The sequence below is a fragment of the Epilithonimonas mollis genome (assembly GCF_900142325.1).
In the GTDB taxonomy this organism is placed as follows: domain Bacteria; phylum Bacteroidota; class Bacteroidia; order Flavobacteriales; family Weeksellaceae; genus Epilithonimonas; species Epilithonimonas mollis.
In genome coordinates, this window is record NZ_FRAM01000002.1 from 696,795 (window position 1) to 711,475 (window position 14,681).

Annotated in this window: 12 protein-coding genes; 6 read left to right on the forward strand and 6 right to left on the reverse strand. The window is 35.7% G+C overall.

Features of this window, described 5'->3' with window-relative positions; translation table 11 throughout:
* The first annotated feature begins 80 nt into the window (after nt 1–80).
* Nucleotides 81–1,319 carry a sulfate adenylyltransferase subunit 1 gene (locus BUA97_RS10725; protein ID WP_072997860.1) on the forward strand — a complete coding sequence of 413 codons (1,239 nt, stop codon included), beginning with the start codon at nt 81–83 and terminating at the stop codon, nt 1,317–1,319.
* An 18-nt stretch (nt 1,320–1,337) separates the two neighbouring features.
* On the forward strand, nt 1,338–2,630 hold the full coding sequence (locus BUA97_RS10735) for a TSUP family transporter (RefSeq protein ID WP_084081309.1): 1,293 nt from the start codon (nt 1,338–1,340) through the stop codon (nt 2,628–2,630).
* Nucleotides 2,631–2,634: 4 nt separating this feature from the next.
* Here the strand turns inward: BUA97_RS10735 and BUA97_RS10740 are convergent, their stop codons facing one another.
* The 4 genes from BUA97_RS10740 to BUA97_RS10755 all read right to left on the reverse strand — a co-directional run bounded on the left by BUA97_RS10740 (nt 2,635) and on the right by BUA97_RS10755 (nt 9,944).
* Nucleotides 2,635–3,150, reverse strand: coding sequence for a hypothetical protein (locus BUA97_RS10740; protein WP_072997862.1), 516 nt, complete (start codon nt 3,148–3,150; stop codon nt 2,635–2,637).
* 84 nt (nt 3,151–3,234) lie between these two features.
* Nucleotides 3,235–5,487, reverse strand: coding sequence for a TonB-dependent siderophore receptor (locus tag BUA97_RS10745; RefSeq protein WP_072997864.1), 2,253 nt, complete (start codon nt 5,485–5,487; stop codon nt 3,235–3,237).
* Between the two features lie 147 nt (nt 5,488–5,634).
* Nucleotides 5,635–7,548: an ABC-F family ATP-binding cassette domain-containing protein gene (locus tag BUA97_RS10750; protein ID WP_072997866.1), complete on the reverse strand. Its 1,914-nt coding sequence runs from the start codon at nt 7,546–7,548 to the stop codon at nt 5,635–5,637.
* 86 nt (nt 7,549–7,634) lie between these two features.
* Complete coding sequence (locus tag BUA97_RS10755) at nt 7,635–9,944, reverse strand: M14 family zinc carboxypeptidase (protein WP_072997868.1); 2,310 nt, start codon at nt 9,942–9,944, stop codon at nt 7,635–7,637.
* Between the two features lie 200 nt (nt 9,945–10,144).
* Between BUA97_RS10755 and BUA97_RS10760 the strand changes: the two genes are divergently transcribed.
* Nucleotides 10,145–10,969: a carboxypeptidase-like regulatory domain-containing protein gene (locus tag BUA97_RS10760; RefSeq protein ID WP_072997870.1), complete on the forward strand. Its 825-nt coding sequence runs from the start codon at nt 10,145–10,147 to the stop codon at nt 10,967–10,969.
* 38 nt (nt 10,970–11,007) lie between these two features.
* On the forward strand, nt 11,008–11,784 hold the full coding sequence (locus BUA97_RS10765; protein ID WP_084081310.1) for an alpha/beta fold hydrolase: 777 nt from the start codon (nt 11,008–11,010) through the stop codon (nt 11,782–11,784).
* 110 nt (nt 11,785–11,894) lie between these two features.
* On the opposite strand, the gene BUA97_RS10770 is transcribed toward BUA97_RS10765, so the two are convergent.
* The gene (locus BUA97_RS10770; RefSeq protein ID WP_072997872.1) at nt 11,895–12,755 is read right to left on the reverse strand and encodes a GH25 family lysozyme; all 861 of its coding nucleotides are present in this window, start codon (nt 12,753–12,755) and stop codon (nt 11,895–11,897) included.
* Between the two features lie 130 nt (nt 12,756–12,885).
* Between BUA97_RS10770 and BUA97_RS10775 the strand changes: the two genes are divergently transcribed.
* Both BUA97_RS10775 and BUA97_RS10780 read left to right on the forward strand, forming a co-directional pair.
* Nucleotides 12,886–13,266, forward strand: a complete 381-nt coding sequence (locus BUA97_RS10775) for a hypothetical protein (RefSeq protein WP_139258300.1) — start codon at nt 12,886–12,888, stop codon at nt 13,264–13,266.
* A 117-nt stretch (nt 13,267–13,383) separates the two neighbouring features.
* Nucleotides 13,384–14,031, forward strand: coding sequence for a hypothetical protein (locus BUA97_RS10780; RefSeq protein WP_072997876.1), 648 nt, complete (start codon nt 13,384–13,386; stop codon nt 14,029–14,031).
* Nucleotides 14,032–14,091: 60 nt separating this feature from the next.
* On the opposite strand, the gene BUA97_RS10785 is transcribed toward BUA97_RS10780, so the two are convergent.
* Nucleotides 14,092–14,676, reverse strand: coding sequence for a DUF3109 family protein (locus BUA97_RS10785; protein ID WP_072997877.1), 585 nt, complete (start codon nt 14,674–14,676; stop codon nt 14,092–14,094).
* Nucleotides 14,677–14,681 lie beyond the last annotated feature (5 nt).

A 14,681-nucleotide genomic window follows, 5' to 3' on the forward strand; every position in this document is an offset into this window, starting at 1 on the left:
ATGCCGCTCCCATCAGGGCTATGGAGCAATTCTATGGTTAGACAATAACCTTTCAATATTAACAATTAACCATTACAATAATGGACATATTAAGATTCATCACTGCAGGAAGTGTAGACGACGGAAAAAGCACACTCATTGGCAGATTATTATATGACAGCAAAAACATTCTGATAGACCAATTGGAAGCCGTCGAACGTGCCAGCAAATTCAAAAATGACGGCGAACTGGATTTGGCTTTATTGACGGATGGCTTGAGAGCAGAACGTGAACAGGGAATTACCATCGATGTAGCGTACAAATATTTCTCTACTCCAAAACGTAAATTCATCATTGCAGATGCGCCGGGACACGTTCAGTACACCCGAAATATGATTACAGGAGCGAGCAATTCTGATTTGATTATTATCTTAATTGACGCCAGAAACGGAATCATAGAACAAACAAAAAGACACTCCATCATCGCATCATTGCTCAATATCCCAAATGTAGTGGTGGCTATTAACAAACTGGATTTGGTCAATTATTCTGAAGAGATTTTCAATCAAATCAAAGAGGACTATTCCAAAATGGCAGAGCAACTATCTTTAAATAATGTCGTTTATATCCCAATCTCAGCTTTAGACGGTGACAATATCGTTGATAAATCCGAAAACCTGAATTGGTACAAGGGAAAAACTTTACTCGATTACCTGGAATCTGTAGAGTTACAAAACACGATCAATCTTGATAAAGCTAGATTTCCTGTTCAGTATGTGATTCGTCCTCAGACCGATGAACTCCACGATTACCGTGGTTATTCCGGAAAAATCACAAGCGGGATTTATAAAGTAGGAGACTCGGTAACAATTTTACCTTCCGGAACCGAAAGTAAGATTTCCGCGATTGAAATCAACCAGGAAAAAGTAGAAGAAGCGTTTGCTCCTCAGAGTGTGATTTTACATTTGGAAGATGATGTCGATATCAGCCGTGGCGATCTGATTGTAAAATCGGACAGCCTTCCAAAATTGGAACAGGAGCTGGAAGTTTTAGTATGCTGGATGGGCGACAAATCTCTGAAATCCGGTTCTAAATATCTGATTCAAAACAACGCGACTCAAGTAAAAGGTGTCATTAAAGAAATCGAATATAAACTGGATGTCAATACGTTGGGAAAACAGGAAGTGGAGCAGGTTTTCCTAAACGAAATTGTAAAATTAAAATTGAAGACCGCAAAACCAATGGCTTATGATTCGTACAAAGACTTGGCATCAAACGGCGGAATTATCTTTATCGATGAATCGAGTTTTGTGACAGTCGGTGCAGGTTTGATTCAGTAATTTTAAATAATAAAGACCTTGACATCAAAAATTTCACTTCCGGTTTTCATCAATGCATCGACTAACAGAATCCTGATTGTCGGCGGTGGAAAGTTAGCTTCTGAACAGCTTAATGATTTGATGCAGAATATTCCCGATGCTCATATCAGCATTCTTGCCAGGAGACTTTCTGATGATATCAAGAATCTGTTGCTGGAAAATACATCGATCAAGATTATAAATGAAGATTTTGATGATTCTTATTTGGAGATAGCAGATTTGTTCATTGTTGCAACAGAAGATGCTACCCAGGATCATCTTATCATCAATAAAATTAAAGAACGAAAAAACTTGTATTTCGCTCCAAGCCTTCCTTCTGAGAATGATTTTTTCTTTCGTGGAAATAATGGCTCACAAGAAAGAAAATCTCTTTTCATCATCAATGGGGAAAAGAAATGGCGAAGAATTGCAACTATATTTTTCTGGGCATTTGTTGTTTTGCTTATAGGAAACATTGTGTCATTTTATATCGGTTTCAAAGACTTGGAAGTTGCTTATCAATATCTGAATGATAATACGGATGAACGATTTTTCTGGTTGTTCTTGGTTGGATTTTTGGCTCAATTGATTGATGGCGCATTGGGAATGGGCTATGGCGTGACTTGCACCGCCGCACTTTTGTACATCGGGATTCCTTTGCCTGCAATCAGCAGCAGTATTCATACAGCCGAGATGTTTTCAAGTGGCGCTTCAGGATTCAGCCATTACAAATTTGGTAATATCAATAAAAAATTGTTCAAAAATATATTGATTCCTGGTGTTATCGGTGCTGTCCTAGGGGCTTTATTGTTAGCTTATTTCGGAGAAAAATATGCTGCGGTTATCAAACCGATTCTGGCCACTTACACATTCATACTTGGAATAAGAATTTTACTTAATGCCTTCAGGAAAAATAAAAAACGCAAAAAGACAAAAAGAGTAGGCTGGTTAGCAGGTGCAGGAGGCTTCTTAGATTCCTTTGGTGGCGGCGGTTGGGGACCATTGGTAACTTCAACTTTAATTTCTAAAGGGAAAACACCACGCTACATCATCGGAACAGTGAGTTTAACAGAGTTTTTCGTGACCTTTGCCAGCGCACTCACATTCTTTTCAGTCATAGGAATCAGCCACTGGCAATTGATAGCCGCATTGATTCTGGGAGGCGTCCTCGCTGCGCCAATTGCGGCCAGATTAGCAGGAAAATTGCCTGTGAAGGCAATGTTCATAGGTGTTGGATCTATGGTAATTATCTGGAGTCTGAATGTTTTAATTAAAGCTCTGCATCTGATCTGATTCTTTAGATAAATGTCAAAATCAAAGCAACAATCAATCCGATAGCTGTAAAAATCATTCCTCGTTTGAATGCTTTGGTCTTAGGATTAAACATCCAGAAACTAGAAACTACAAAGAAGAATAAAGAAATTCCGAAGAATGTGTTCAACGGAGACAGCGTGTCTTTGGACTGGGATTTGTGAAGTTTCGTCATCTTATCCAGTACAAACGGCAATTCTTTTTTAGAATATTTTGCCTCGCCTGTTTTGATATTATAAGTTCCTTGTTTGAAAAGCATTACATCACCTTCTGTTTTATCCACTTCAAAACCTTTGATTTTGATTTCCTTGCCAAGCTTCTTCTCATCCAAATTAGCCTCGAATTTCTTCTCATAACTTTTTTCTTTTTTCAGAAAATCTGTATCCCTGTAAACCAGCAGAACGCCACTGATAGCATAAACAGCCATTATTCCAGCCAAAAAATACCCCAGGTATCTGTGCGTGATTCTCATAAACGTTTTTGTATTCTTGATTTTATCCATTGTTTTAATTTTTTTATTAATCTGAAAAAGTGGAGACAAATGTATGACTCCACTTTTATTTTTAGAAATTTGATTTGATATTTTTTAAAGTTTATATGTCAAAGTCACATAGAAGTTTCTTGGCATAATCGGGTTCACGGAGTAATTCTCGTGGACATTGTAATTTAAAACATTAAATGCATTGGCTAATTTCCCCTGGATTAGAAATTTTTTATAATGGTAAGCAACACTGAAATCTACTTGAGTGAAATCTGTCAATGGAATCATTCTATCTGTTTTCTGATTTCCTTTCTCATCTTTTTGGTTGTTCCATCCTCCGAATCGACTTCCAGTGTAAAAGGCTGTTGCTCCGATTTTAAGACCTTTTACATACTTGTCAAAAGTATAGAAAACAGAAGCATTGGCTGTATTGAGGGGTGTTCTAACAATTCTTTCCCCTTCTATGAAACTGTTGAGAGTGTTCGGCGTATCACGGTATGTCATATAATTATAAGAATATCCAGCAATCACAGATAGATTAGAAAGAGGATTTCCGGTGATGTCCACTTCCACACCTTGGCTTCTCGTTTTTCCGGTAAGTTCCTTGATATTAGTGTTTGTATTTACATTTCCAAACTGGTCAAATGGAGCAGTTTGTGCAAGATTATTGTTATCGATTTGATATGCCGTTGCATTAAAGGCAATGGTATTAGCAAATAAATTCTTCTTGAATCCGATTTCCCATTGATCAATGATTGATGCAGGAAGAGCTTTTGTATTGATGTCATTTCCTGTATTCGGGGTGAAGGAATTAGAGTAGCTGGCAAATGTTGAGAAACTTTCGTTCCATTGATAAACAAGACCAAATCTCGGAGAAAATGCACTCTGTGAAAATAGCTGTCCCCCGGATTTTTTATTGTCATAATAAGTCGTTGTTAGAACTGGCCTGTTCTCAAGGTAGGACCATCTGACACCTGCAAGGATTTTGAATTTTTCAGTAACAGAAATCAAATCCTGAACATATAATCCAACTCTTCTCGTTGGTGTTCTAATTAAGTCTCTTCTTTTAGTTTCCAGAATATGACCACTCGCCCAGCTTGCTTCGTTACTCAAATATACTTTACCATCTTCAGTATTACCATTTGTCCCATATTTTACCGTAATATCTTTATCCGGTGTCCATGCTCCATCATTTTTCAAATAAGAAAATGTATAAGTGTCAGCCTGCAGATAATCAGCATCACCACCAAATAATAACTTATGTTTTAATCTTCCTGTATTGAACTCACCATTAAGATTAATTTGTATGGACGTGTAATTTTGTTCCTGATAATTTTTAGCAGCCGTTCTTTCCCAATAATAATTATTTTTTGAGGTGTCATACATCCATTGCATTCTTTCGCTTCCAAAAAAATCTCTTGTATAGTTCTGGTAAGAAGTCACAGCATTCAAAGACCATTTTGGATTGAAAGTGTGATTAACCGTCACTGTAGAAGTTGCCATTTGGTTGATTTGATTTTGCCAGCTGATGCCTGGATTTTCTTTGATGCCCAGCAAATTGTTAATGATAGACTTTGACGTTTTTGGGTCTATTACTAAAGTTCCGATTCCAAAATCAGGAGTGAATTCCTGCTTCAGATAATCACCCTCTACGATCAGCTGTGTTTTATCTGACAGGTTGAAGAGAAAACTAGGATTGAAATAGTACTTTTCACCAGTTACATCGTTTCTAAAACTTTCCTTGTTTTCATAAGCACCATTCACACGGAAAGCCGCAGTTTTACTTAATGCGTTGTAGTAATCTATTGAAGTTTTGTAATTGTTCCAGCTTCCGATACTCGCAGCAATGGTTCCGCCTTCTTTAAAAAGTGGTTTTTTAGTAATCATATTCACAATACCGCCTGGCGCAATATTTCCGTATAAAATAGCAGCACTTCCTTTTAGAACTTCTACACGCTCCATTCCGGAAACTTCAGGAAAAATACCACTGTTAACACGAGCACCATTTTTGTAAATGTTTTCTGTACCGAAAATATAACCTCTGGCTCCAAAACTATCCTGAGAACTTCCTCTTGCAGAACTGATGTACATTCCGTTGACGTTTCTGATGACATCAGATAGTTGTTGCGCTTGTTGTTGCTCGATGATTTCGTGGGTCACGATAGCAGTAGCCTGCGGATTTTCCATCACATCAAGATTGGACTTTGTTGTGAAAGTTTTTGCCTTATTTGGATTCCCTGCTTTATGAAGTTTGACATCTTCTATCGTTCTTACATTGAGTGAATCTGTTTTCTTTTCCTGACCGTAGCCAAATACAGACAATGTAATAAGACCTATTGCAACAGCATTTTTTCTCATAGTTTATTTAGAATATTTAAAAACAGTGCAAAAGTAGATAAACTCTTACTATCTCCAAGTATTATTTTAAATAATTCTAAATAAAAACGATTCCATTAGCTTAACTAATTGTAAATCAATATGTTTATATGATGTGATTTTTATCAACTATTCCTGAAGTTCAAGCCAGCGCATTTCGAATTCTTCTAGTTTTCCGGAAAGAGATTCCAATTCAGAAGAAAGTTTTGATATTTTATCGTAGTCAGATTCGTTGTTGAGTTGTTCCAGGATTGCCGCTCTTTTTTCTTCCAGCTTCGGTATTTCTTTCTCGATGGTTTCCAACTCGTGTTGTTCTTTGAAAGATAATTTCTTTTTTGGTTGCTGATTGTTGGTTGCTGTTTGTTGGTTGGTAACGCTGAGCGGGATCGAAGTGTCTTTCGGAGCTTCAACTTTTTCAACTTTTGGCGATTCTGTTTTTGGATTTTTTTCTTCGTTTTTAAGATGTTCTCTGTATTCTGAGAAATTCCCAACAAATTCCTTGATTTTTCCTTCGCCTTCGAAAGCCAGAACATGGTCCACAATTCTGTCCATAAAATAACGGTCGTGCGAAACGATAATCAAACTGCCTTGGAAATTTTGAAGAAAGTTCTCCAAAACTGTCAATGTTGGCAAATCCAAATCATTCGTAGGTTCATCAAAAATCAGGAAATTCGGATTCTGATAAAGAATATACATCAAGTGCAGACGGCGTTTCTCTCCACCGGAAAGCTTTGAAATCGGCGAATATTGAGTCTGGTCATCAAACAAGAATAATCTCAAAAACTGTGATGCCGAAATGGTTTTTCCATTAGCTAAAGGGAAATTCTCTCCAATTTCTTTGATGAAATCAATGACTCTTTCGTCCTCTTTATATTGCAAACCTTTTTGGGCAAAATATCCGAATTTGATGGTTTCTCCAGTTTCGATTTCGCCAGAATCTTTAGGTTCAAAACCCTGGATGATATTCAGTAGAGTTGATTTCCCTGCGCCATTTTTCCCAACAATTCCAACCTTTTCGCCTCTCTGGAATTGGTAAGAAAAATCTTTGAACAATACTTTCTCACCATAACTTTTGTTGATATCTCGAAGTTCAAGAATTTTATTTCCTAATCTTTTCATTTCGAAATCCAGTTCCAGTTTTTCTTTTCTGGTGTCGGTTTTCGCTACTTTTTCGGTTTCGTAGAAATCATCTTGTCTGGATTTGGACTTTGTAGTTCTCGCTTTTGGCTGTCTTCGCATCCATTCCAATTCCTTTCGGTAAAGGTTTTGCGCTTTATCAATCGTTGAATTCAGATTGTCCTCGCGAATCATTTTGTTTTCAAGATAAGTCGCATAACTTCCGTTGTGAAGATAAAGATTTCCATCTTCCATTTCCCAGATTTTGTCGCAAACAGCATCCAGAAAATAACGGTCGTGTGTTACAAGAAGTAACGTGATTTTCGATTTACTAAGATAATTTTCCAGCCATTCTACCATTTCCACGTCCAAGTGGTTGGTTGGCTCATCCATAATAAGTAAGGTGTGGCGGTGTTCTGCTCTGGTTTCTGTCAAAAGTTTGGCCAATGCGATTCTTTTGATCTGTCCACCCGAAAGTGTTCCCATTTTCGCAGACAAATCTGTGATTTTAAGCTGAGAAAGGATTTGTTCCATTTCGTTTTCCAAATCCCAAGCTTTATGAATTTCCATCTCTGCCAAAGCCGCTTCCATATCATCAGGAATATTAGAAGTCAAAGCGTGATGGTACTTTTTCAAAGCCAGAATCGGCGCAGAATCCAACGTCATCATAAACTCTTCCACAGACAATTTCGGGTCAAAATCAATTTCCTGGTCAAACAAAACCACCTGAATATCTTTATTGATAATTGTAGTTCCGCTATCAGCAATTTCTTTTCCCATCAGGATTTTCAGAAGTGTGGACTTTCCGCTTCCGTTTTTAGCAACGATAGCAATTTTGTCACCCTCGTTCACGTGGAAATTGATATTTTTGAATAGGACTTTGACGCCGTAAGATTTGCTTAGATTTTCTGCAGAAACGTAATTCATTTGTATGAATGATAATTATGAATGATAAATAAGCTGCGAAAATACGAAATAAAAAAGCGACTCATTTCTGAATCGCCATCTGTGTGTTATTTTTTGATGAATTTTATTGCTTTTTCATCATCTACTTTGAGAAGATATTCTCCAATATTTAAGAAAGAAACATCTATTTTATTAAAATTTATTTTTCCAGTTTTCAGGAGTTTCCCATCCAATGTATAGATTTTGAAATTATTTTTAGTCTCAGAGGAAACTATGGTAAGAACTGATTTTACTGGATTTGGATAGATTTTTAATTTTCTATTTTCTAGTTCATTAGTACTAAGCGTTGCATCTAAAACTTCTAACTTGATGTCATCTAAATATATTCCATCTTCTGTAACAGCGGAATCTGTTTTCAGCCTGAAACGGATCATTATATTTTTTCCAATGTAATTTGAGAGCGATATTTTTTCATATTTCCATTCTGAGGATTTACCATCATAAATCGGTTGATTTAATATTTGATAAGGAGAACCAAGATTTGTGAATTCTCCACATTGCTGGATCCAAGTAGTGCCTCCATTTTCGGAAATTTCAAATGATACAGAATCATATCCGTTTTCTATATTCCATTTTGTTTTGAAACTGATCCATGCAGATTGAACATCAGTAAGATTATAGGAATTTTTGGACGTTATCGAAGTTTGTGAGTTATTGGAATAATTGCCATTTGGACTATCGGTAATAGAGCTTGGAGAAGAAAAAGAATCAGCACTTGTAATTCCCCAGTTTCCTGTTTTGTTCCAATTATCCAAGTTATTACCTTCATCATTCAGAAGGATTCTAGATGTTCCAAAAATCTTAGAAATAGGAATCATTTGAACGAAATCACCATTGTCAATTTTCAGGCTAAGTGAGATAAGATCCCCAGCATTTAGCGAACCATTAATATTTCCAGAGAAAGATAAATTGAAAGAAGAACCTTGTGCAGAGTTAGGAATGCTTACATCACCACCGCTTGTTGTTACTCCCGATGTATTGCTAATTAATGTTGCTGTAGCAGGACCAGTTCCAAGTCCTAATTTTTTCGCAGAGAATTGTAAAGAAAAATTTTGCCCGGAGATATTCATATTGCTTTTATCTTCAATAGTAAAATAATTATAAATTGATTTCAGAAAAGTAAGGTTGGAGAAAAGCATTCCTCTATTATTGATGCTTACTTGTGAAGGCGAATCCCAAAAGCTGTAGCCGTTTTCTGGTGTAAAAGCTAATATTTTGGATTTCTGAGAAGTTGTTGTGTACATCCAGTCATCAGAAGATCCGGAAGTCAAATATAATAATGAAGAAATTTCGTTTGTATAACCGCTTTTCTTTACCATTTCGTCCCCAAGTCTTGTAAAGAGATCATGGTCTGGAGTAAATGCATTATAATCATAACCATAAGGAAATAAAAGAAGCCCGGAATAAGTGTGATTATTGATTGCTCCAATAAACTGATTCTGTTCACAAAGCCATTTTATAGCTTGATTTTCTGGTTCAGAAAACGCCGATGTTCCACAATATACTTCAGAATCAGAATCAGTAGAGATTCCGGTTGTTCCCCAATTGGAATCATAGTTTCTATTGTTGTCAACTCCAAATGTCCCATCATTGTTATTTCTTCTGTTTTTTCTCCACATCCCTCCACCATCAGGATTTTCATTACAATTGTAAGCAAACCCGTCAGGATTCACAATTGGAACAATATAAAGTTCTGTTTTGTCGAGAATAGATTTTATTTCCGGATCAGTAGCATAATTTTCTAAAAGATACCACATGAAATAAATTAATTGCTGAGCAGATCCCGCTTCTCTTGCATGATGAAGAGCCGTGAAAAGTAATTTCTTTTTAGGAGTAGTTACTTGATGATTACTAACTTTTACTAAAAATAATTCTCTATTTTCAAAAGTTTTAAAATTGCTGATTGGTGCTTTTGCGGTAATCAAATTAGGATAAAGACTATGCATTTTATCCAAATCCTGAAAAATTTCGTCGTAATTCAGAAATCCTGACATACTACCAGTTCTGTAGTTTATAGGATCCACGTAAGAATCATTACATCCGAGAGAATAATTTTTGAACGAGGTATTTTTTTCCTCGAGATATTTTTTACGGAAAGTTTCTATTACATCATTATCCAGAATTTCGAATTGAAATTTTTTCGAACTTAATTTTTGAAGAATGTCGGAAGAAACAACAGCTTCTACAAAATAACCATTTTTACCATTGAAATGATCAAGTTCTGCAATTTCTATGATTTTCTGAAACTCTTGTTGAGAGGAGTAGGGAATTCTAATTTTTGAGAATTGTTCAGATTGCGAATGAATTTTTATAAAACAAATAAAGGAAAGAAATAGAAATAATAATTTGTTTTTCATAGATTGAAGTTTTTATAATGATTTGATAAATATAATTAAAATTCTTATAAATTATTTTAAATAATAGTTGAATATGTATATTAATTTGTCTGATCAAAATGGTTTTTTCGGAAAAATTTAACTAAAAGATTAGTCGATTTAACCTTTCTTTGAGAGATTTAGAAAAAGAAAATTCAGAAGTTTGTCTCAAATTAATTTCAATGAAGAAAATCAACATTATCTTTACACTATTCGCATTCTTATCTTTTCACGCACAAACTATTTCCGGAACTGTTATTTCAAAAGATGATAACCAACCTGTTCCATATGCTAAAATCGGGATCATCAATAATAATTACGGAATTCAGACGGATGAAAATGGGAAATTCCAAATTCAATTAGATAATATTCCCAAAGATAAAGAACTGATTGTTGCGGTTGCCGGTTACAAACAATTCCGAAGTTCTGTGGGAGATTTTGTAAAGCAGAATCCGCATAATATCTATTTATATGAAAAAGTAACCGATATACAGGAAGTGGTTATTGCTCCGAAAAATTATAAAGACAAAAATCTGGGAGTCAACAGCAAGTCAAAATCTTTGATGTTTACGCCAAATATGGAAAAAGGCGATTCTGTGGTAGAAGAAACCGCTGTGGAATTCAATTCCAGTAAAAAATTGAAGATTACAAAGATCAATATGAATTTTTCCAGATTCGAATCTACAACACCAATCAAAGTTCGTTATACGATTTACGATGAAAAAGACGGGAAGCCAAATAATTTGATTCTGAACAAAGATATCATTGCAACGATTAGTAAAGATGATTTGGATGATTTTGGTTATTCGTTGGATGTTAGTAATGAAAAAATATGGCTTCAGGGAAAATTCTTTGTTGGGATTCAGTTTATCGGAAAATCGAATGGTAAAGTGGCTTTGAGCGGTGCATTATTCAAAGCTGGATATTACCGTTCATTCTATGGTAATTGGGAAAAAATTGGAATGGCGGCGCCAGCAATCAATATCGATGTGAAAGTTCAAAAGTAATTTGATTTATTTTAAATTTGATTTTCGATCATATCAAAATGAAAATAATATATTTAATCACTTTTCTTCTTTATAATCTAGGTTTTACTCAGGTTTCGATTTTCGGAAACAATGCAGAAGCTGGAAAAATACTTCATCTGAAAGACGCTGATATCTATTATGAAGTTTACGGAAAAGGTGAACCGTTGTTTTTGCTTCACGGAAATGGTGGAAGTATTGATGCTTTTTCGAAGGAAATTCCTGAATTGTCTAAGCATTTCAAAGTAATTGCAATGGATACAAGAGCTCAAGGAAAAAGTACAGATATTTCTACAGAACCTTTGACTTACATTAAATTTGCTGATGATGTCAAAGCTTTGGCAGATGAATTGAAATTGAAAAAAATCAATATTCTCGGCTGGAGTGACGGGGGAAATACAGGGATCGAATTTGCCATCAAATATCCAAAAATGGCTAATAAAATCATTACAAGCGGAGCCAATGTTTTTCCCAGTGGCGTCGGCGAAAATGAAGTGGAGAATATGAAAAAAGATGCTGATAAAATGCGTGCTGAAAACAAACCAGCGCATGATTTCAGATTGCTTCAATTGATGATTGATGAACCCAAAATCACCAAAGAACAACTCAATAAAATCAAAGCGAAAGTTTTTGTTGTTGCGGGCGAAAATGATTTGATTCTTCGTTCACATACAGAATACATCGCAAAAGAAATCCCGAATTCTAAATTGAAAATCTACAAAGGTGCTTCTCACGGTGTTCCTGTTGAAAGAGCAGAAGAATTAAGCAAGGATGTGATTAAGTTTATAAAGAACTAATATTTATTTCATAAAAAACTGAAACACTTCGACTTTGTTCAGTCTGATATTTCTAATACTATGTTTTTGATTGTCAGTCTGAGCGGAGTCGAAGATTTTTAGTAATTAACCTAATCAATCGTCAGCATTTTCAAAGACCAAAGATTCCCATTATAAATATCCAGATCAACTTTGGAATTGATGCCGTAAACAATTCCGTTTTCTGAGAATTGCCAGAACTGCCATTCATCATCCGGAGAAGGTGTTGGAACATCATTGTAATTGGCCAGCCAAAGAGGATAATCATCGAATTCGCCCTTTAAATAGTCTTTGTAATAATGATAATAAGTGTAGATAATTGGTTTTTCGCCGTACGTGTCTTCCATTATTTTAATCCATACCTTGAGATCGGAAACCAATTGTTCCTTTGTTTTTTTTCTTGGATTTTTCTCAATATCAAGAATTGGAGGTAAATCTCCGGATTCTAATTTCGCCACAGAAAGAAAAGAATTCGCCTGCATCACGGGATCTTCATCCGGGCGGTAAAAATGATAAGCACCACGAATCAGATTATGCTGTTTTGCGGTTTCCCAAAAATGGTCAAAGTTTTTATCCAGTTTTCTGTTTCCCATACTAGCCCGCAGAACCACAAATTTCAAAGGAATTGTTCTGTTTCCTATGCTCAGGCTGTCCCATTGGATATCCTCTTTCCGCTGATAATGAGAGATGTCGAAGCCGAAAGTCTGATTAGAATATAGTCCAGTTATTTTTTCAATTCTTGCGGCTTCCGTTTCTGTGTTCGATAGTTTTTTATGTTCGAAGTGCTTTCCAAGATAATAAGTAAAATAATAATTGATTTTTTGCCTTAGATAATATCCCGTTCCCAGCAAAGAAATACAAAGTATGATCAACAGAATCCAGCGCTTTTTCATAAAAACGACTTTTCTTTTCTGATGGATTTTTTTCTTTGTACTGAGTTTTACCTTTGCCATAAGTTTGCAAAAATATTATTTTTCTTCATCGAAGGAAAAGGAAAATTTATTTTTTTAAATTAAAATGTTTGTGAATTTTTTGGCTTGTTTTATGCTAATATTGTAGAGTAATTTAAAACATTTAAAAAGAATGAAAAAACGAATTTTGTCATTAGCAGCAATTGTTTTAGTAACAGTAGTTATGAATGCTCAAACGGTAAAACAAGAAGCTAAAAAAGATGCTAACACTGTAGGAACAGCTGTTAAAAAAGGTGCCAAAGCAACAGGAGAAGGGGTAAAAGATGCTGCAAAATGGACTGGAAAAACGGCTGAAAAAGGTGCTGAAGCAACTGCCGAAGGTGTAAAGGATGGTGCTAAATGGACAGGTAAAACCGCTAAAAAAGGAGCAAAAGCTACAAAGAAAGGCGTGAAAGATGCTGCGAAATGGACCGGCAAAACTGCTAAAAAAGGAGCAGATGCTGTAAGCGATGCTTACAAAGATGTAAAAGACGATATCAAAAAGAAAGATTAATTCTTATTCTAAAAAACAATTTCAGATTCTGAAATTGTTTTGTAACAAAAGGAAATTAATGTGAACTAACATCAAGTATTATATTAATTAAGTATATTCGCTAAAGAAATTAAAAAAATGAAAAAACTTATTGTATCGTTTGCGCTTTCTCTTTTGTTTGCGGCAAATGTGATGGCTCAAAACGTTCCGACCGCTAAACAGATTATTGACAACTATATCACAGCACTTGGCGGGAAGCAAAAGCTGGAATCTGTGAAAACACTTTCTATGAAAAATAACATCAGTGTGATGGGAATGGATATGGAAGGAAAAACTGTCAAAAAGGATAACAAGTTCAAATCTACACAGAGCATGATGGGACAGGAAATGGTTCAGATGTTTGATGGCGAGAAAGGTTATGCAAACCAAATGGGGCAGAAAATCGATTTTCCGGCAGATCAGGTTGCAAAATTGAAAACATCAAAAATTATCGAAGCATTGGGAATGGATCCTGCAAAGATAAAGACTGTCGAGAAAAATCAAATTGACGGAAAAGACTATTATGTTTTATCTTCTGATGATTCCAAATCTTATTTTGATGTGAAAACAGGTTTGCTTTCCAAAACCGAAAATGAAAAAGGAAATATGAGCATCACAAAATATGCAGATGTAGAAGGTATCAAGTTCGTGGAGGAAATGACTCTTAATGCAGGCGGACAGGAAATCAAGATCAAAAACTCTGATATCAAGATCAATCAGCCTGTTTCTGATGACGAATTCAAATAAAGTTTGAAATTATATTTATACCAATAAAATAATCCGGATATATCCGGATTATTTTATTTTCTAGGAATTGTATTCTTTTTCCCATTCTTCTGCGGCCTCACAAAGTGTCTGGTAAAATGCTTCACCATATTTGCGGATGAGAGGTTCTTTCAGAAACTGGTAGATTCTTACTTGCAGCTCAGAACCCAATGTGCAGGCATCTTTGCATATATCCCACTCGTGGTAATTGAGTGCTGTAAAGGTTTTGTAGTCGTTCACGCGAATAGGGTAGAGATGGCAGGAGATTGGTTTTTTCCAGTCAACAGCACCATCTTCGTAGGCTTTTTCAATGCCGCATTTTGTAGTTCCTTTTTCGTCAAAAATCACATAAGCACACTCGCTTCCGTTGACCAGAGTTGTGACATATCCGCCGTCATAAGGGTCGATAACCCAGGTTCCCTGTTCTTCAATGGCTTTTACACCTTCCGGTCGCAGATAAGGTTTTACTTTTTGGAAAATATCATCCAGAACGGGCAATTCTTCTTTGTCCAGCGGAGCGCCTGTATCACCGTCTACGCAGCATACACCTTTACATTTTGTAAGGTTGCAGACAAAGCTTTCTGCAAATATATCTTCTGAAATCAGTTTATCATCAATCTGGATCATTCGGC